We start from the raw sequence: 19,789 nt of genomic DNA on the forward strand, positions 1-19,789 counted from the left end.
GCCTCGTGAAACCGCAAGGAGATCCAGTGGCGCTCGGTTGCCTCGCTTCTCACGCTGAACCTCGTGCTCGCGTGGTTCCTGACATCGTTCCAGATTGGCCGCGATATGATTACGGCCGCCGCGAGCGGGTTCACAGAGCTGATCAACATCTCGTACGTCGGTATCGCGTTCGTGTTCCCTGACTGGGTCAACGTACCGCAGATGAACTTTTTTACGGCAGGGCTCCTGCCGATCCTCTTCGTCGTGCCGCTCTTTGACATCCTCACGTATTTCGGCATTTTGCCGTTCATCATCCGCTGGGTTGGCAAGCTGCTCACGTTCCTCACGCGTGCACCGAAGTTCGAGTCGTTCTTCGCCATCGAGATGATGTTCCTCGGCAACACGGAGGCACTCGCCGTGTCGAAGCTCCAGCTCATGCGGATGAGCAAGGAGCGCGTGCTGACCATCGGTCTCATGTCGATGAGCTGCGTGACGGCGGCACTCATCGCCGTCTATGTCAAGATGATGCCGGCAGAGTACGTCGTCACGGCGATCCCGCTGAACGTGATCAATGCGCTGCTCGTCTCCTCGATTCTCCATCCCGTGAAGGTTGCGCCGGAGGAGGACACGATTGCTACGCTGAGTGAGGGCGGGGAGCGCGAGCCATTCTTCTCCTACCTCGCGGAGTCGATTCTCGGTGCAGGGCGTCTCGTCCTTATCATCTGTGCGAACGTCATCGCCATCGTGGCACTGCTCAAGTGCGTCAATGTCCTGCTCGGTCTGCTGCATGCGTCGCTCTCGCTCGAGCTCATCCTCGGCGTCGTGCTGTTCCCGTTTGCGTGGCTGCTCGGCCTTGCGCCGGCAGAGGCATTCCAGATTGCCCAGTACATGGGCACAAAGCTCATCACGAACGAATTTGTCGTCATGCTGCAGATTCAGGAGGTGGTTCCGACGTGGCCGGCGCACATGCAGGCTGTGATGACCGTATTCATCACGTCATTCGCCAATCTCGGGACGGTTGGCATCATCCTCGGCTGCTTCAAGGGGCTGGTTGACCCTGAGCGCAATATGATCGTTGCGCGCAACGTCGTTTACATGATGCTGTCCGGACTGCTGGTTTCGCTGCTATCTGCCGCAATCTGTGGATTGTTTGTCTGGTAGGTACGATCCTCTGGGGGCTGCTGTACGAAATCAATGTACAGCAGCATCTTTTTATCATTGTTTTCCTTAGGGAAACAATGATAAAATCAGCTGTGCGAATCGGACGGGCTTCATTTTATCCGCGATTGCTAACGACGAACCTCCTATGAATACAATCTGTTTATTAGACAAAGATGATATTTTGTGATAGAATATCTTTAAAGTCCCACCTGATTAGCGACACAATAATTACAAACGATTCAGATATAACAACCAGCAAGTATTTTTTCAGAAAGGAGAAAGACGGATGATCTGCAAGGAATGCGGCGCGAAGATCGAGAATCTGACGCGCATCTGTCCGCATTGCGGTGGGCGTGCTCTTGTCGATGATGAGCTTGAGACATGGAGTTTTCTCGCCGATACGGCAGCCCGAAAACGCCATGAGATGCCGGCAGCAATCGCGCCGAATGAACCAACTGCGCCGCCGGCAGATACGGCGGAACAGCTGGCAGAACTCGAACGCCTGCGGGACTATTTTGTGAAGTACAGCAATCTCTATCAGGTGGCAGATGATCTGCGGTATATTGAGAGCGGCTTTTCGCATCCGTCTTTTCTGTTCTGGGGACTGGCAGGCGGGCTCGCTGCTGCGCTCGTCTATTTCCCGCTGTCGCCCTTTTTGCCGCATTTCGTCTGGACATATTACTTTGTCCTGTGGGCGGCGGTCAGCGCAATTGGTTATCTGCGTGCAGGCCGGCGATACGAGCATCGTGCGGCGGAGTATGCCATGTTGCGCCGACAGGCGGAGAATGATCTGCACGTCATGTATAATCACTGCGAGGGCTGTTTCCTCCCACTCGAGTGGACTCCGCCGCCGCGGATCAACCGCATGATTGCGGCACTGCGCACGGGCGAGGTGCGCTCCGTTCAGGACTATATCGGTATGGATGCACCGATGAGGGCTGCCCGTTCGGCGTGAGGCAGGGCTTATCGGTGAGAGATATGAGCAGATGCGAAAGATTTTCTGACGCAGCTGTAAAAATGTGCTAAGATAACAACGGTCGTATTTTCTATGCTATAGGAAGAAGCGTTATCATGGCAGAAATTCGTATCAAACGCGTTTATGGGGCACCGACAGAGGACGATGGGTTCCGCGTTCTTGTGGATCGTCTCTGGCCCCGCGGCATCTCGAAGGAGCATGCCGCCCTTGCGGACTGGTGGAAGGATATCGCACCGAGCCCCGAACTGCGCAAGTGGTTCGGCCACAAGGCGGAGAACTTTGCGGCGTTTACCGAAAAGTATCGGACGGAACTCTCGACAGGCAGTGCCGCACCTGCGCACATGAAAACGGCCGCTGAGCACCTTGCAAAGGGGGAGAACGTCACACTTCTCTACGGAGCGAAGGATCCGAAGCTCAATCAGGCAGTTGTTCTGCGCGACTGGATGAACGGAATGATGGATAAGTGATACATTGTCACTTTTGATATAGTGATGTCACTTATGTGACGATGTTTGATCAATCATCGGGAAAAGACTGTGATTATTTCAAATCACGGTCTTTTTTTCTTGCGATAAAGAATAAAACACGCTATATTCTATCTATAACAGCAACATATGAGCCGGTTCGTCACATATGTGAAAACTGATAGGAAAGGGGGATGATGATGCAGGCCGTTGATAAACGGATCCTTATCAAGGCGGCAAATCTATACTATACAGAAAGCTTGAAGCAGAGCGAGATTGCACAGCGGCTTGGCGTTGACCGCACGACGGTTAGCAAGTACCTGCGGCGTGCGCTTGTGTCGGGGATCGTTCGCATCACCGTTGAGATGGACAGCAACGAGGAACTCGAGAGTGCCTTGGAGCGCCGCTTCGGCCTGCGTGAGGCGTGCGTCGTCGCACACAGCATTGACCTCGAGCAGGTCAAGAAGCGCATGGGACAGGCGGGGCTCAGCCTGCTGCGCCGAATTGCGGCCGATGGACAGACCATCGGTCTGGCGTGGGGGACGAGCATCCGCGAGCTGACGCGCTGCGCGGCCGAGGAGCAAATTCGTGCGGTGCGTGCGGATTTTGTTCCGCTTGATGGAGGGCCTGAGAGCCTCGACAGCGAACTTCATGTGAATACGCTCTGCTATGAACTCGCAAACGCCTTTGGCGGGCGCAGTCATTATATCTATGCCCCTGCTATTGCGCGCACGGGCGAGATCGCAGAGGCGATTCGACAGGATATCAATTTCGAGCAGATTTCAAAACTTTGGGAAAAGCTCGATATTGGGATTGTCGGCATCGGCGCCCCCGTCAAATCCTCCAACTTGGTTTGGATGGGGAGTTTTGGTCGAGAGGGGATCGAGAGCCTCTTGCGCAGCGGTGCTGTGGGGGAGATCTGTTCCGTGTTTTACGATGCGGACGGCCGCCCCGTGACGAACGAGTTCCATGACCGCATCATCGCGGTGCAGCTTGAGCGCCTCCGCAGCCTGCCGTACTGCATCGGCATGGCGGCATCGCGTGAGAAGTACGCGTTCGTGGGCGAAGGAGTTCGGCAAGCTGGGCGTGCGCGTTGTTGCCGTTGCGCCCGGTATCCTTGAGGCGACGGGGCTGCGTACTCTGGCCTATGAGGAGGCTCTCGCCTACACGCGCGGCATCACCGTCGATGACCTGCGCAAGGGATATGCGAGCACCAAGACCACGCCGCTTGGGCGCAGCGGCAAGCTCTCTGAGGTCGCCGACCTCGTCGCCTATCTCGCCTCCGACCGCGCCTCCTATATCCACGGCGTCACATATAATGTGGCGGGAGGAAAGACGCGGGGCTGACAAGAAAACAGCATGTGACAAAACGCCGCCAACGAAGCATAGAGCCTGTTGGCGGCGTTTTCGTATACGATACAGTTTGTAGTTTGTTCACTGCTCTGCCGATGTGACGCGTGAGGAGAGCACGACCATGAATATGGCGAGGGCTGCGATGCCCACGGCGAGTCCAATATAGCCGTTTTCGGTCAGTCCGTCGGTGATGTAGCCGATGAGGGAGCAGGAAGCGACGACGGCAACGTAGGGCAGCTGGGTCGATACGTGGTCGAGATGGTGACACTGTGCCCCTGCCGAGGCGAGGATGGTGGTGTCGGAGATGGGTGAGGCGTGGTCGCCGCAGACCGCGCCCGAGAGGATAGCGGCGACAGAGACGACGAGAATGTCGGGCGCCGTCTGTCCGAGGACGGCGATGGCGATTGGGATGAGGATGCCGAATGTGCCCCAGCTCGTGCCCGTCGCGAAGGCAAGCCCTGCTGCAACGAGGAAGAAGAGCGGCGGCAGGAACATGACAACGCCCGCATTGGCGGTGACAATCGTGCCGACGAAGCCGCCGAGGTTGAGGTACTCCTTGCTGCAGATCCCCGAGAGCGTCCATGCAAGGCAGAGGATGAAGATGGCAGGGGTCATTGCCTTGAATCCCCAGCCGAAGCTGTCGCAGAACACGTTGAACGAGACGACGCGGCGCGGCAGGTAGAGCAGCCCCGTAAAGACGAAGGCGATGAACGACCCAAGCACGAGAGATTTTGACGAGTCGCAGTCGGCGAACGACTGTGCAACGCTCTTGCCTTCGTGAATGCCGCCCGTATACAGCATCCCGTAAATGCAGGCGGCGATGAGGACAAGCAGGGGGAGCACGAGATCGATCATTTTGCCGCGTCCTTCGCTCGCTGCACTTGCCGATGCCTCCGCCGTGTCCTGATACTCCTTCGGAATCTCGAACTCCACATTGGACTTCTCGACACTTCTGCGCATCGCTCCGAAGTCACGCCCCGTCCATATAATGTAGAGCATGAAGAGAATTGTCAGCCATGCGTATAGGTTGAATGGGATCGTCTGCAAAAAGAGCATAAAGCCGTCGATGGGCGAGTCCTCCGGCAGGGAGGAGCCGACTGCCGCAGCCCAGCTTGAGACGGGAGCGATGATGCAGATCGGCGCTGCCGTAGCATCGATGATGTAGGCGAGTTTTGTCCGCGCAATCTGAAACTTGTCCGTAACGGGGCGCATGACCGTGCCGACGGTGAGGCAGTTGAAATAGTCATCGATGAAGATGACGATGCCGAGGAGCACCGTGACGAGCGACGCGCTTCGCTTGCCGTGAATCGCCCGTGTCGCCCATTCGCCGTAAGCATTCATCGCGCCGGAGCGTGTGATGGCGGCAACGAGAATGCCGAGGATGACGAGAAAGACAAGAATGTTGACGTTGCCGCCCACCTTGTCTGCCATGACCTGAAACATCGTGAGAGTCGCCTGCAGAAAATTCCCTCCTGCAAAGAGCATTGCCCCCGAGAAGATACCGATGATGAGCGACATATAGACTTCTTTTGTCCAGAGTGCGAGGACGATGGTGATGATTGGCGGCAGAATCGACCATGCGGTTGCTGTCATGAGTTAGATACACTCCCTAAGATAGTATTTAAGAAAGTACGGATAAATTCAGCACCGCCGTCTCATCGCATCTTTTTGCCCGTATTTTGTCAGCAAATCCCGCATAGCTTTGGCTATGCGTCTGGTTTGCCACCATAACCGGATGAAACAATCTGCGCCAATCTGACAGACTTTATTTTATCAGCGACTCCCTTACGAAATTGCTTACCATTATAGCAAAAAATCAGGATTTGGCAAAAGGTTCGGATGAAAAATTACGGCGTTAAATTATTGTGCCAGGAGCACATGCATAAAAAATATATTTTGCCAAGGCAGGAAAAATATATTTATGCGGCGAATTAGTCGTCTTAGAGAGAATTTAGAAGACCATGACAAAAGCTACTGTTAATGGCAGTGGATACTGTTGCTTTTGCGTGCGGTTATGGCAGGGGATGGCTGTTCTGCATTGAAACGGCCGAGCGCAGGGAAAGGAGAGAATATTTTGCAGGAACAAGGGCAAAAGAAGGGAAGGGGGATCGGCTTTCAGCTGAACGCGATCACGCTCGTCGGGATTGTCGTGATGGTGACGATCCTTGTCTCGTTCGTTGGCTACAGAGCTTATGATGAGCTGCTCAGGATGGGGACGGTGGCGCAGTACAACGAATTGGGCGAGCGTTCAAAGGCGGTCATCAGCCGCTATGAGTCTGTCCAACAGTCGGGAGAGGATGTGCGCCAGCGCATCTATACGTACATGCAGCAGCATCCGCCCGCAGCACGCAGCCGCGAGGCGCTGAACGAGATGCTTGCCGATGCGGCTGCTTCGAATGACAATCTCGCGGGAATTGGTGTTGTGTTTGAGCCGAACGCTTTCGACGGGCAGGATGCGGCGCATGTTGGAGATCCGCTTTCGGATGAGTCCGGGCGTGTGATGCCGTATGCGAACCGTGAGGGGAACGCGATAGAGTTTGAGGGCTGTACGGGCTATGAGACGGAGACGTGGTATCAGAAGCCGAAGTCTACATCGAAGTTGGTCCTCTCGGAGGCGTACTATGGCGAAGTGGCCGGGAAAAAAGCACTGCTCGTCGCCATTGGCATGCCGATCATCGTGGATGGACATTTCGTCGGTGCGCTTTCTCTCGATTTTGATGTAAGTCATATTCAGGAAGACTTCGCAAAGGCGAGTTCGGCTGATAACACCTATCTCCTCATCGACAATGAAGGTGATCTCGTGGCGCACGGGACGAGTCCCGAGTCGATCATGAAGAATGCGTTCACGATTATGCAGTCGACCGAGGAGGAGAAGAAGGAGATCTATTCGGAGTCTCCGTACAGCAAGGCACAGTATTCGACGACGACGGGGAAGGACTCGGTCTATGTCTTCCACCCTGTTAGGTTTGCAGGGGTGGATGCGAAGTGGTCGATCTTCTCCATCACGGATCAGGATAAGTTTACCGGCGCAGCGCGCGAGATGGTGATTTTCTCCGTTGTGCTTGCCGTGATCTGTACGGTGGTGCTCGTCATCGCCCTCGCCATGTTCATTCAGCGGCGCTTGATCGTTCCCATTGGGGATGTGACGGGGATTTTGACGCGTTTTTCCGATCTCGATCTGGATCACGAGAAGGGAAAGCATGCCGCGATCTATCTGGATCGTGCCGATGAGATCGGCGCGATGGTTCGCTCACTCGGGCGCATGGTGAACAGTCTGCGCGAGATCATCGGCAAGATCAACGGTGTCTCCCAGTCTGTTGCGGCAACGAGTGAGGAGCTGACGGCGACAGCGCAGAACACGGCGCACTCGGCGGAGACGGTGCGCAAGGGCATCCACGACATCGCCGAGAGTGCACGCGTGCAGGTTGCGGACACGCAGGACGCGGTCAATCATACAGACGAGATTCTCCATCTGCTCGATGACAACCGCAAGGTCATGGATGAGATGAACGAGGCGACGGAGAACATCCAAAAGCGCCAGACCGAGGGCGCGGAGATCCTCGCCGACCTCATGAAGAAGTCCGCCGAGACAGCCAATGCCACACAGGAGGTCTCGCGTGTGGTCGAGGAGACGAATGAGCGTGCGGAGCGCATCGAAGAGGCGAGCGCGATGATTCAGTCCATCTCCGAGCAGACGAACCTCCTCGCGCTCAACGCTGCCATCGAGGCGGCGCGTGCGGGCGAGGCGGGACGCGGATTCGCGGTCGTCGCCGAGGAGATCCGCAAGCTCGCGGAGCAGTCGCGCGGCTTTACGGATGAGATCAACGGCATCATCGGCGAGCTCAAGACGAAGTCGCAGCAGGCGGTCGATACGATGGAGGTCTCGAAGAAGCTGGTCGAGGAGAGCAACGTCAACCTCGAGCGTACGCAGCGTCGCTTCGACATGATTGCCGAGGCGGTCGAAGGCGCGAACAGCGTTGTCACGAAGCTGAACGAATCCTCCGAGAAGCTGACGGAGAAGAACAAGGCAATCGCTGCCGTCAGCAATAAGCTGATGGATATGGCAAAGGAGAACGATGCGACGACGAATGAATCGGAAGCCGCCGTCGACACGCAGACACAGGCACTCGCGGACATCGCCGAGGCGAGCGAGAGCCTTGCCCAGATCGCGACCGATCTGCAGAATGAGGTTGAGCGCTTCCGCCTCTGATCGTTATTTTGTACTTCTATCTGTATATTGACATTGAAAATCCCTGCCGCAGGATTGCGGCAGGGATTTTGCATACGTAGGGGCTTACCGCAGCAGGAGAAACAGCGCGGGATAGACGAGAAAGAAGAAGGCGATGCTTGTCGTGAGAAATCCAGAGATGGTAAAGTCCACGTTGAGATGATAGAGTTTTGCCGCTGTGACAGAGTTGATCGCACCCGGCGTGACGGAGAAGACGAGGATCGCGCCGAGGAGGACGGGATCGTGGACGAAGGGATAGCTGATCGCGAACATAAAGGCGGGCAGAATGAGGAAGCGCAGGATGAAGAGGTCGAGGGTGTAGGGCGCGTAGCGACGTGTGCGATGCAGGTTGATGAGCGCACCGACGGGCAGCATACCGAACCATGCACCGAAGTGAATCAGTCCCTCGAATGCCGTGCCCACAGCGGGCGGACGCGCAATGCCTGCCGCGTTGAGCAGGAGCCCCGCCGCCATGCCGAAGATGCTGAGTTGATTCCACGAGAGGAGGATATCGCGCACGCGTAGGCTGACCTTGCCCGTGTCGCCGTGATTTTCATGCTGGAGACAGTAGAACTGCGCCATCGGAAAGACGGCGAGGACGAGTAGGATCGTCTGAAAGATGCCCATAATCTGCGCGTAGCCGAAACCCTGCTCGCCGTAGATGATGTAGGCACAGACTCCGCCGAGGGTGGTGATGTTCGACATCATGGCGTTGCAGAGAAAGGCACCGCGGTCAAGCGGGTTGTGGTATTTGCGGATGAAGAATGCCCAGCCGATGAACCCCGGAAAGAGAACGATGAGGATGCCATAGACGGGGATGAGCGCGAGATCCCACGAGATCGGGAGTGTCCAGCAGCTCATGAGGGCAAGGATGGTGTAGATGACGATGACATTCAGGCGCAGGATGCGTCGGATGAGGTCGTCGGAGATCATGCCGCGCCGATAGAGAAGATAACCGACGATGAGCGGCGCGAGGAGGTCGGTAAATAGGTAGATGATGCGAAAATCCGAACTGTCCATGGGAAGAACCTCTTTCTAGGAATCACTGATAAAATGAAGTCCGTCGGATTGGTACAGATTTTTTGTCCTGTCAAGGAGACAAACCGGACGCATAGCAGAGGCTATGTGGAGGATTTGTCGACACAGACAGGGCGAAAAAGATGTACTAAGACGGCGGTGCTGAATTTATCAGTGCTTCCATGGTGTGATGGCTTGTTATGGTGGTGTTTGTGCAGGCACCTTCTCTCCAGAAAGTGCATTTCACTTATCGAAACAGGAAGAAGGTAATGGGGAAGAGAATGCAGAGGTAGAGAACGGTGGTGACGAGAAAGACGGCGATGGTGTAGTCGACGTTCAGATGGTAGAGACGGGCGGTGAGGGTGGCGTTGATCGCGGCGGGCACGCCCGCGAAGAGAACGAGGGAGTTCTGGATGATGGGGTCGTTGATGATGAGGCGTGCCACGGTAAAGGTGGCGGCGGGGACGAGCAGAAAGCGCAGGAGGATCATGTCGAGGGTCAGATAGATGAAGTGGCGCGCCCGTCGGAAGTTGATGAGTGAGCCGATTGGGAGCATTGCAATCCATGCGGAGACGTGGATGAGGTAGGAGAATGTCTCTGCGAGGACGGGCGGGCGCACGACACCGCCCGCATTGAGGGCGAGCCCCGCCGCCATCCCGAGGATGCTGAGCTGATTCCACGAGATGAGGAGCCCCAGAAAGCCGCGTGCGTCAAGGCGGGCGCGGCGCCCGTGGCTCTTGTGCAGGAGATAGTAGTACTGGGCGATGGGGAAGGTAAGCAGAACGAGCACGAGGTTCTGACAGGCGCTGCCGATCTGTGCATAGGCAAAGCCGCGCTCTCCGTAGATGATATAAGCGCAGATGCCGCCGAGCGTGCCGATGTTCGAGAGCAGCGCGGAGATGAGATGTGTACCGCGGTCGATGGAGCTGTGGAACCGCCGTCCGAGGAAACGCCAACTGATAAATCCCGGAAAGAGGATGATAAACGCAAAGAAAAAGGGCAGGACGAGCACCTCCTTGGTCAGCGGCAGAGCCCAGAAACTGAAGAGTGAGAGCAGCGTAAAAAACGCGACGATATTGATGCGGATGAGGCGGTTGAGCATCCCGTCGGAGAGCAGTCGGCGCTGGTAGAGAACGTAGCCGACGATGAGCGGCAGGATCAGATCGGTGACGAGGAAGATCAGCCGTGACATAACTTCGTCCATGCGGACACCAGACTTTCATGAAGCAAATGATAACATTCTGTGATATTTTTATCCTAGCACAAGAGGTCATTGATGTAAACTTAGTTGCTCTTGTAAAACGTTCTCAAAATTTTGGGAAGTAAACAGGAAATGCGAAAAAAACGGCGAAATACTACTATATACGATTTTTTCATGCCTCTTCGGCACAGTTTATGTGGCTGCCGAGAGGGGAGCGGGGGGCGCGTGGGCACCCCATGAGGAGGGGACGTTTATGGCAGTGACAGACAAGGGATTTGGCGCATACGATGTGCGTGGCGTCTATCCAGACGAGGTGAATGAAGAACTGGCGTATCGTGTCGGACGCAGCTTCCCGACGCTGTTTGGGGCGAAGTCGGTTGCCATTGGGCATGATATACGACTGTCGGGACCTTCGCTGCGCGATGCACTCGCGAAGGGGCTGACGGAGGCGGGCTGCAGCGTCGTTGACATCGGCCAGTGCGGCACGGAGATGATCTACTTCGCGACGGCACATCTGGGACTCGACGGCGGCATCATGATTACAGCGAGCCATAACCCGAAGCAGTACAACGGAATGAAGTTCGTCCGCGCGGAGTCGCGCCCCATCTCCAGCGATACGGGACTCAAGGATATCGCGGCGATGGCGGTCGGCGGCACCTATCCCGACCCCGCACCTTCGGCGGGACATATCGAGAAGAAGGATATATTGGATGAATATGTCAAGCATATCCTCTCCTATGTCGATGTGAGCAAGCTGAAACCGTATAAGATCGTCGTCAATACGGGTAACGGCGCGGCAGGCCCGATCATTAATGCGATGGAGAAGTTCCTGCCCTTCGAGCTGGTCAAGGTCTACAACGAGCCAGACGGCAATTTCCCGAACGGCGTGCCGAACCCCATCCTGCAGGAGAACCGTGAGGCGACGGCAAAGGTCGTGCGCGAGACAGGCGCAGACTTTGGTGTGGCGTGGGACGGCGACTTTGACCGCTGTTTCCTCTTTGATGAAAAGGGCGGCTTCATCGAGGGATACTACATGGTCGGCTTCCTCGCCGAGGCGTTCCTGAAAAAGAATAAGGGCGCGAGCATCATCTATGATCCGCGTCTGACATGGAATACGCTTGAGATTGCAGAGCAGCTGGGCGGCAAGGCAGTCATGTGCAAGAGCGGCCACGCCTTCATTAAGGACAAGATGCGCGAGGTCAACGCGATCTATGGCGGCGAGATGAGCGCACATCATTATTTCCGTGAGTTCTCCTACTGCGACAGCGGACAGATTCCGTGGCTGCTCGTCGCGGAGCTGATGAGTGCGGCGGGCGGCAAGACGCTGTCGGAGCTCATGCAGGCACGTATGGATCGTTATCCGACTTCGGGTGAGATCAACAGCAAGGTTGCCGACGCCAAGGCGGTCATGGATCGCATCGAAGCAAAGTACGGTCCGGGCGGTAAGGTGACGAAGGTGGATGGTCTCTCCATCGAGTTTGACAAGTGGCGCTTCAATCTGCGTATGTCGAATACAGAGCCTGTGATTCGTCTCAATGTGGAGACGCGTCAGGACAAAGCCCTGTTAAAGGAGAAGACGGACGAACTGCTCACGGAGATCCGCGCATAAAGAAAGGGGCTTTTGGGATGAGTCTTGTACTGAAGTCAGGGTTTACGTTTGACTATGACAACCTCTACGGCGAGGGGAAAGTGACGGATGCCGATCTTGCCTCCTATGCAGAAGATCTGAAGAAGGCACATGCCGCAATGAAGATCATGCGCGAGACGGGCTTTATCCGCGCACATCTTTCGAAGGATGGGGAGCCGGAGAAGGTGCTGTTCTCGCAGACGCCATACATCAAGGAAGGAAATATCAACTCTCCTGCATCCCTTGCACGGCTGAAAGAGCTTGGAAAGCACGCACAGGAGAATACGGATGTCGTGATCTCCCTTGGCATCGGCGGCTCGTACCTCGGGAACAAGGTACTGTTTGATGTGCACTGCGGCGAGCTCTGGAATTCGCTCTCGAATGAGCAGCGCAGCAACTATCCGCGTATCTACTTCAGCGGCAACAACATCGATCCGCGCCGCACGGGTGACATTATCAATCACATGAAGGATGTCGCGCAGATCAAGAAAACGCATGGCGGACAGCCGCTGCGTATCATGCTGCTCGTCATCTCGAAGTCGGGCGGCACGCTCGATACGATGTCGAACTTCATGGTGATGTACGATGCGTTCATGAAGGCGGACAATATCGAGGTTGAGGTGGTCGCGGTCACCGACCCGAACGAGGAGAAGCCAACTCTGCTGAAGAAGCTCGCCATTGAGAAGGGGTGGAAGCAGTTCGCCGTGCCGGATGGCGTAGGCGGACGATTCACTGTCTTTACCGAGGTCGGGCTGACGCTTGCCGCGTGCATTGGCTTTGATATTGAGAGTTTCCTTGCGGGTGCACGCGATATGGACAAGGCGTGTCAGAATGACGATCTCTGGCAGAATCCCGCGATGCTCAATGCGGCACTGAAGTTTGCCGCATCCGAAAAGCACGGCCGCGATATCGAGGTCATGATGCCGTACGGCGACTATCTGAAGTCCGTCTCCGAGTGGTACATTCAGCTGCTTGCCGAATCGCTCGGCAAGCAGTTCAACAAGGAGGGCAAGGAAGTCTGCTACGGTCGTACCCCTGTCGTTGCGGTCGGTACGACGGATATGCACGCGCAGACGCAGCAGCATCAGCAGGGCAAGCTCAATAAAGTCGTGCAGTTTATTCGCATCGACAAGTGGGCGGATGATCTTGTCATTCCGAACGTATTCCCTGAGGTCAGGAAGCTCGCCGATATTGCGGGTGTGACAATGGGGGAAGCCCTCGAGGTTGCACGTCAGTCAAATGCAGATGCACTCGCCTCAAACAAGCGTTACAGCGCAGTGTTTGGACTGCCGGAACTGACGCCATATCATCTCGGTGAGCTGCTCTATATGCTCGCGATGTCCATCGCCTACGAGGGGGAACTGGCGGATGTCGATGCATTTGATCAGCCGGGTGTCGAGGCGTATAAGCGCATCATGGGACCGAAGCTGCAGGAGCTGAAGAAAAAGGGCTAAGCGGCGATGAAAAAATGCTTAGGCATGCGGTATGGGAACCGCACGTCTGAGCGTGTGGATGGTTTTTGGGGGGGACTGCAGCAGCAGTCCCTCTTTGCTTATCGGAGGTATGCGTGCTCGAACGCTGGAAAGATTATCTCAGTGCGCGGTATCGGCGTCAGCAGGCAGCGGTCGGCGCGGGACTGCTCCTGCTCCTTTCCCTCGGAGCCATGCTCCATGAGGAACCTCCACCGGTGTCTGTGCCGCCCACGGTCAGCCGTTCTGATGTGTCCGTGACAGAGGTGCAGGGGCTTTCTGCTGCGGCGGAGGGCAGGGCTCTGCACAACCCCTTTACCATGGCGCATGCAGCGGAGGGGGAGACGGGTGCTGTGCCGCTCTCGGCAAAGCCGCACGAGGAAAAGCTGCCGTCGCAGCCCACTCCTGCCGCTCTGCCGATGACGCCGCAGGCGCAGCCCAAGGCAGATACGCTGCTCGTGCTGCGCGGCATTGTGACGGGGACAGATGGACGGAGGATCGCCATCCTTGCTAGAGGGAAGGACAGCGCAGCACTTGCTGTGGGCGATACATGGCACGGGTATACACTTGACGCACTAACCGAGCGAACGGCGACAATGCGCACGGCGCATGGCGTCATTACGCTTACGAGGGAGTAAATAGGATGAAGCGATGGATCATCAGGACTGCGTTCTTTGGACTGCTGCTCTTTGCTGCACCGGTTTCTGCTGCATCCGTGACCGTTGATGTGACGGGCGGCGATGTGCGGTCTGTCCTCCTCGCGGCGGCGCGCATGGGGAATCTGCCGCTCATCGTCGATGACAGTGTGACAGGGACGGTAACGGCGCATCTCACAGGAGAGGCGGAGGAGGTGCTGCACCTCATTGCTGCCGCTCGCGGGATCCACCTGGAACGGCATGGGGAGGTGTGGCTGGCCGTCGGCACAGAGGTGCGCGATGCACAGCGGAGCGTTCATACCTATGTCGTCCGCTATGCCGATCCCGAGGAACTCGCCCATGCGGCAAATTTATCCCTCACGGGTGAAGGAAAACGCGCGATTGTGTCGAAAAGTAATAAAGATACAAGCGAAAATGAGGACTCGGATTCCAATGTGCCGCAGCGCGTCCTTGTGGATACGGCGACGAATACGCTTCTCTTTTACGGTACGGAGTCGGAGGCTCGTGCCGTACGTGAGATTGTTTCTGCACTCGACACGGCCCCGCGTCAGGTGTCGCTTGAGGCGCGCGTTGTTGCCGTCTCCAAGCGGGCGGCAAAGGAACTCGGCATCGACTGGTCATGGTCGCCTCTGCCGCAGTACCCGGACGTCTCACGCGATGCGTCAGGCAGCTGGCACGTCAGCGGACGCAATGCGGGGATGGACGGCGCGAGTGCTCCTGGGATCATACGCTTTGGGCGCGGACCTGAGGGCATGCCGTATGAGTTCTACTACACGGCAGCGATCCGCGCACTCGTCTCGGAGGGCAAGGCAAAGATGCTTGCCCGTCCGAACGTGACGACCGTGCAGGGGCGTGAAGCACTGATCAATATCGGTGCGGAGGTGCCCGTGCCGGTTGTGACGACATCGAATAATGTCACGACGACCGGCATCGAGTACCGCGAGGCAGGGATCATCCTGCGCTATACGCCGCGCGTCACGGCAGATGGCAACATCGTCGCGCGTGTGCACACGGAGGTCAGTACGCCCGTTTTCGTTGACGATCTGAAAGCGTACCGTTTCCAAAAGCGGAGTGCGGACACCACGGTCCGCCTGAAAAACGGCGAGACGATGGTGATCGGCGGGCTCATTGACAGCGATGAGTCGCGTACGCTCGCGAAGATTCCGTTTCTCGGCGACCTGCCGCTCTTAGGAGCATTCTTCCGTACGGTACGGACGAGCAGAAATGAGACGGAACTGATGATTTTTCTCACAGCACATGTGTTGGACGAGTGATGAAATACGACGGAAAGAGGAGATCAAGGGTGGCAATCAGAATACTCTTAGCAGACGACCACGCGCTCTTGCGGCAGGGGATCAAGCGCGTACTGAATTTTGAAGACGATCTCGAGGTCGTCGGCGAAGCAGAGGACGGGCAGGAAGCACTGGCGCGCACGCTCATGCTTAAACCCGACATCCTCCTGCTCGATATCAATATGCCGGGGCTGACGGGGCTGGACGTGACGAAGCAGCTGAAGCAGGCGCGCTCACGCGTGAAGATCATCGCGCTCACGATCCACGACAGCGATAACTATGTGCTCGAAATGCTGAAGAACGGGGCACTCGGCTACCTGCTCAAGGACGTCGAACCGAATGTGCTCATCAAGGCGATCCACATGGTCAACGAGGGCAATCCCTTCGTCTATCCGAAGCTCGCCGAGCGTCTCTTTGGCACGCCTGCGATCTCGGGCGACGTTGGGCGCATGGCGAAGGAAATCTGGGACGAGAGCCGCGGGGAACGCCTCACTCCGCGCGAGATGGACGTGCTCGGCTGCATCGCAAAGGGGCTGTCGAATCAGGACATTGGCAAGGCACTAGGGCTCTCCGAAAAGACGGTCAAGAACCATCTCACCAGCGTCTTTCACAAGTTGAAGGTGAATGACCGCACGCAGGCACTCGTCTACGTACTGAAGAATAAAATTGTTTCGTTGGAGTAAAGGAAACGGCACGCACGCACAGGAGCAGCGTGCCTTTTTTTGCCTGTTCGATGGAGAGTAAGGAACTATGTATATCAGACTCAGTGCGCGGAGAACCAAGGCATATTATCAGGAGATCATGGCACAGGCGATGGCAGAAACAGATCAGCTGCGGAGGATGTCTCCTGACGTTGCCATGTATGAGGTGATTTATGCGCAGCTGATGGATCTAAAAGAACAGGTGATTGACCGCGGCATGGTGATTCCCAGATCTGTTCTCTACAAACGATATTCCTTGGGCACAATCGCCGTAAAAAATTTCGACGAGGAACATGATCCATACGCACAGAGACTCTGCGATTGCTATGGCGGGGCCATAGACTATCATAAGATGCCGTAATAAATGAGAAGAATTATCATTGATATCAACCTAATCATCTGATATACTTTTCATAAAGAGGTGATGCTATGTCAGATGTTTTTGAGGGACTCATGATCCCCTTTCTCGGGACGGCACTCGGTGCCGGCTGTGTCTTCTTTCTGAAGGATACGCTTAACCGCAGTGTGCAGCGCGGGCTGACGGGCTTTGCCGCAGGCGTCATGGTGGCGGCATCGGTCTGGAGCCTCCTCATCCCTGCGATGGAGGGCTCTGCCGATCTCGGGCAGTTCGCTTTTGTTCCTGCCGTCGTTGGTTTCTGGGCGGGGACGCTCTTTCTCCTCGTACTCGATCACATTATCCCGCATCTGCATATGAATGCGCAGCAGGCGGAAGGACCGCACAGCCGCCTTTCGCGGACGACGATGCTTGTCCTTGCCGTGACCCTGCACAACATCCCCGAGGGAATGGCGGTCGGCGCAATCTACGCGGGCTGGCTGAGCGGCAGCGAGGGTATTACGCTTGGTGCCGCGCTCGCGCTCTCGCTCGGCATTGCCATCCAGAACTTTCCCGAGGGCGCGATCATCTCGATGCCGCTGCGTGCAGCGGGGATGGGAAAGTGGCGCGCTTTTGCGGGCGGCGTCCTCTCGGGGGCGGTCGAGCCGATCGGCGGCGTGCTGACAGTACTTGCAACGGCACTCATCGTGCCCGTTCTGCCCTATGCGCTTTCCTTTGCGGCGGGCGCGATGATCTACGTCGTGGTGGAGGAATTGATCCCGGAGATGAGCGAGGGAGAGCACTCGAACATCGGCGTACTCTCGTTTGCGGTTGGCTTTACGCTCATGATGATGCTCGATGTTGCGCTCGGATAAATACGCATAGAAAAAGAGCCGACAGGATGGTCGGCTCTTTTTCCTGGAAAGGGATGCTCGCAGGTTGGGAATACCTGCGGCTTGAGAAATGGGATGTAAGGATTTTGCCTTACAATAGGAACGCAGGGAAACGTTCCCATAGAGGGATGATCAACGGGGGGGAAAGATGTCGGGGAGGACGTTTCGTATTCCCCGTTGATACTTCGTATTTTATCATATTTTGTTTGAAAATTTTGTAACCCAAGTCACACAATAGAAAAAAATATACACTAATAATGTCGAATACGGGTTGTTTATTCTTGTATCAAGGTTCTTCTGAGTGATTTCGTGCTTTCCTAAAAAGTTTTAAGGAAGTTCCGGCATGAGGTGTTGCCACATTGATTTTTGGCAAGAAAGAACGTATAATATCACAGAGAAGGATGCGCCTGGGAATTGGCGTATTCGGAAGGGGCACCCTTTCGTTATGGTGATGAGGAGGAATTTTCATGCGTGATTATTTAAGAATCGCTCAGGTCATCGGTCGTGAGATCATCGATTCACGCGGCAATCCGACAGTAGAGGCGGAGGTCGTTCTCGAGGACGGCACGATTGGCCGTGGTGCTTCTCCCTCGGGTGCATCCACGGGCGAGTTCGAGGCACTGGAGCTGCGTGACGGCGACAAGTCGAAGTTCGGCGGCAAGGGCGTCTCAAAGGCGGTTAACAACGTCAACAAGAAGATCGCTCCTGCACTCCTCGGCCTTGAGGCGAGCGACATCTATGCCGTCGACCAGGCGATGTTCGATGTGGACGGCACGAAAGACAAGTCGAAACTTGGTGCAAACGCGATTCTTGCTGTTTCGATTGCAGCATCAGATGCGGCGGCAAAGTCCGAGGATATTCCGCTCTATCGCTTCTTCGGCGGTCTGCAGGCGAACGTCCTGCCCGTTCCGATGATGAACATTCTGAACGGCGGTGCACATGCGACGAACTCCGTCGATACGCAGGAGTTCATGATTATGCCGGCAGGCGCACCGACGTTCCGCGAGGCACTGCGCTGGTCGACGGAGGTGTTCCATGCGCTGCAGGCACTCCTCAAGAAGGAAGGCAAGACGACGGCAGTCGGCGACGAGGGCGGCTTTGCGCCGGATCTCGATTCCGATGAGGACACGATCGAGCACATCCTGAAGGCGATTGAGAACGCCGGCTACAAGCCCGGACAGGATTTCGTCCTCGCGATGGATGCAGCTTCCTCCGAGTGGAAGGACAAGGAGAAGGGAAAGGGCTTCTATCATCAGCCAAAGTCCGGCAAGAAGTTCACATCCGATGATCTCATCAAGCATTGGGAGTCGCTCATCGCCCAGTTCCCGATCTACTCGATTGAGGACGGTCTCGACGAGGAGGACTGGGACGGCTGGAAGGCGATGACAAAGGCACTCGGGCACAAGGTTCAGCTCGTCGGCGACGATCTCTTCGTCACGAATACGGAGCGCCTGAAGAAGGGTATCGAGCTCGGTGCGGCGAACTCCATCCTCATCAAGCTGAACCAGATCGGCTCGGTTTCCGAGACGCTTGAGGCAATCAAGATGGCGCATAAGGCGGGCTATACGGCGGTCACGTCGCATCGCTCGGGCGAGACCGAGGACACGACGATTGCCGATCTCGCTGTTGCACTCAACACGGCGCAGATCAAGACGGGGGCTCCGTCCCGTTCCGAGCGCGTTGCGAAGTACAACCAGCTTCTGCGCATCGAGGAACAGCTCGGCGCAAGTGCGGTCTATCCGGGCAAGCGCGCGTTCAACTTCACAAAGTAATATCTTTCGTTTCGGATAGAAAAATCCCCCGCTGCTGCGGGGGATTTTTCTATCCGAGGACGCCGGTGTCACTCAGAGGACCTCCACGATCTCTGTTGCGCTCTTGCGCTGCGGATGACGCGGAGAGGGGAGCCCCTTCTCGGTCGGGTAGCCGACGGGGAAGAGCGCGATGAGATCATAGTCCGCCATTGCGGGGAATGCTTTCTTCAGCTTCGGTGCGTCGAAGTGTCCGACCCATGTCGAGCGGAGGCCTTCGTTGTGGATGGCGAGCATGATGTGCGTCGCGACGATGGAGGCGTCGACATCAGCGAAGTTGCGTTCATCATAGGAGCGCACCCATGCTTCATTTGCTTTTCCTCCGACGACGAGAAAGACGCCGGCACCGAAGGTATAGTTCGTTGCCTCCGCGAGTTTTGCACGGGCGGCGGGGCTCTGGATCGCCCAGACCTTAAACGGCTGTTTGTTGACAGCCGTCGGCGCAAGGCGTGCTGCTTCGAAGATACGCCCTAAGACATCGTGCGGAATATCCCGATCTGAAAGCGCGCGGCAGGAGAAACGATCACGAATAAGCTCTTTGAATTCCATAATGCTTCCTCCTTCATTTACTCATTCATTACTGATATTAGTATATCACATATGGCAAGAGGAATATGTTTCCGCAGAACG

At 56.2% G+C, this 19,789-nt stretch carries 17 protein-coding genes and 1 pseudogene; 14 read left to right on the forward strand and 4 right to left on the reverse strand.

Going from position 1 to position 19,789, the window contains the following annotated elements:
- Positions 1-21 precede the first annotated feature (21 nt).
- From AXE86_RS09135 to AXE86_RS09155, 5 genes and pseudogenes are all read left to right on the forward strand, one after another.
- Complete coding sequence (locus AXE86_RS09135; protein WP_257721075.1) at positions 22-1,140, forward strand: NupC/NupG family nucleoside CNT transporter; 1,119 nt, start codon at positions 22-24, stop codon at positions 1,138-1,140.
- 286 nt (positions 1,141-1,426) lie between these two features.
- Positions 1,427-2,095 (forward strand): hypothetical protein, encoded by a 669-nt coding sequence (locus AXE86_RS09140; RefSeq protein ID WP_061946426.1) that lies wholly within the window; start codon positions 1,427-1,429, stop codon positions 2,093-2,095.
- Between the two features lie 116 nt (positions 2,096-2,211).
- Positions 2,212-2,583 (forward strand): DUF488 domain-containing protein, encoded by a 372-nt coding sequence (locus tag AXE86_RS09145; protein WP_061946428.1) that lies wholly within the window; start codon positions 2,212-2,214, stop codon positions 2,581-2,583.
- A gap of 191 nt (positions 2,584-2,774) precedes the next feature.
- Positions 2,775-3,701: a sugar-binding domain-containing protein gene (locus tag AXE86_RS09150; protein ID WP_232294870.1), complete on the forward strand. Its 927-nt coding sequence runs from the start codon at positions 2,775-2,777 to the stop codon at positions 3,699-3,701.
- Positions 3,622-3,927, forward strand: a pseudogene (locus AXE86_RS09155) (SDR family oxidoreductase); the annotation flags it as partial. The gene AXE86_RS09150 and the pseudogene AXE86_RS09155, both read left to right, overlap by 80 nt.
- An 87-nt stretch (positions 3,928-4,014) precedes the next feature.
- Here the strand turns inward: AXE86_RS09155 and AXE86_RS09160 are convergent.
- A complete protein-coding gene (locus tag AXE86_RS09160) occupies positions 4,015-5,526 on the reverse strand; it encodes a Na+/H+ antiporter NhaC family protein (RefSeq protein WP_061946430.1) in 1,512 nt (503 codons plus the stop codon).
- A 481-nt stretch (positions 5,527-6,007) separates the two neighbouring features.
- Between AXE86_RS09160 and AXE86_RS09165 the strand changes: the two genes are divergently transcribed.
- Positions 6,008-8,143, forward strand: coding sequence for a methyl-accepting chemotaxis protein (locus AXE86_RS09165; RefSeq protein ID WP_071884722.1), 2,136 nt, complete (start codon positions 6,008-6,010; stop codon positions 8,141-8,143).
- Positions 8,144-8,227: 84 nt separating this feature from the next.
- Here AXE86_RS09165 and AXE86_RS09170 read toward each other — a convergent pair whose 3' ends face one another.
- Positions 8,228-9,181: an AEC family transporter gene (locus AXE86_RS09170; protein WP_061946432.1), complete on the reverse strand. Its 954-nt coding sequence runs from the start codon at positions 9,179-9,181 to the stop codon at positions 8,228-8,230.
- A 244-nt stretch (positions 9,182-9,425) separates the two neighbouring features.
- The gene (locus tag AXE86_RS09175; RefSeq protein WP_061946434.1) at positions 9,426-10,382 is read right to left on the reverse strand and encodes an AEC family transporter; all 957 of its coding nucleotides are present in this window, start codon (positions 10,380-10,382) and stop codon (positions 9,426-9,428) included.
- A 250-nt stretch (positions 10,383-10,632) separates the two neighbouring features.
- Here AXE86_RS09175 and AXE86_RS09180 point away from each other — a divergent pair, with 250 nt between their 5' ends.
- The 8 genes from AXE86_RS09180 (at position 10,633) to eno (ending at position 19,123) form a co-directional block, all read left to right on the forward strand.
- Complete coding sequence (locus tag AXE86_RS09180; protein WP_061946436.1) at positions 10,633-11,988, forward strand: phosphomannomutase/phosphoglucomutase; 1,356 nt, start codon at positions 10,633-10,635, stop codon at positions 11,986-11,988.
- A gap of 17 nt (positions 11,989-12,005) precedes the next feature.
- Positions 12,006-13,460, forward strand: coding sequence for a glucose-6-phosphate isomerase (locus tag AXE86_RS09185; protein ID WP_061946438.1), 1,455 nt, complete (start codon positions 12,006-12,008; stop codon positions 13,458-13,460).
- Between the two features lie 113 nt (positions 13,461-13,573).
- Complete coding sequence (locus tag AXE86_RS09190; RefSeq protein ID WP_061946440.1) at positions 13,574-14,113, forward strand: hypothetical protein; 540 nt, start codon at positions 13,574-13,576, stop codon at positions 14,111-14,113.
- Positions 14,114-14,118: 5 nt separating this feature from the next.
- A complete protein-coding gene (locus tag AXE86_RS09195; RefSeq protein ID WP_061946442.1) occupies positions 14,119-15,405 on the forward strand; it encodes a type II secretion system protein GspD in 1,287 nt (428 codons plus the stop codon).
- Positions 15,406-15,434: 29 nt separating this feature from the next.
- Complete coding sequence (locus AXE86_RS09200; RefSeq protein ID WP_039981432.1) at positions 15,435-16,106, forward strand: response regulator; 672 nt, start codon at positions 15,435-15,437, stop codon at positions 16,104-16,106.
- A gap of 67 nt (positions 16,107-16,173) precedes the next feature.
- Complete coding sequence (locus AXE86_RS09205; protein WP_061946444.1) at positions 16,174-16,485, forward strand: immunity protein Tsi6 family protein; 312 nt, start codon at positions 16,174-16,176, stop codon at positions 16,483-16,485.
- Between the two features lie 68 nt (positions 16,486-16,553).
- Positions 16,554-17,333 (forward strand): ZIP family metal transporter, encoded by a 780-nt coding sequence (locus AXE86_RS09210; RefSeq protein WP_061946446.1) that lies wholly within the window; start codon positions 16,554-16,556, stop codon positions 17,331-17,333.
- A gap of 485 nt (positions 17,334-17,818) precedes the next feature.
- Complete coding sequence (gene eno / locus AXE86_RS09215; RefSeq protein ID WP_009754124.1) at positions 17,819-19,123, forward strand: phosphopyruvate hydratase; 1,305 nt, start codon at positions 17,819-17,821, stop codon at positions 19,121-19,123.
- Positions 19,124-19,195: 72 nt separating this feature from the next.
- Here the strand turns inward: eno and AXE86_RS09220 are convergent, their stop codons facing one another.
- Positions 19,196-19,708: a nitroreductase family protein gene (locus tag AXE86_RS09220; RefSeq protein ID WP_061946447.1), complete on the reverse strand. Its 513-nt coding sequence runs from the start codon at positions 19,706-19,708 to the stop codon at positions 19,196-19,198.
- Between the last annotated feature and the right edge of the window lie 81 nt (positions 19,709-19,789).

Source organism: Selenomonas sp. oral taxon 136, assembly GCF_001554015.1.
Taxonomy (GTDB): domain Bacteria; phylum Bacillota; class Negativicutes; order Selenomonadales; family Selenomonadaceae; genus Centipeda; species Centipeda felix.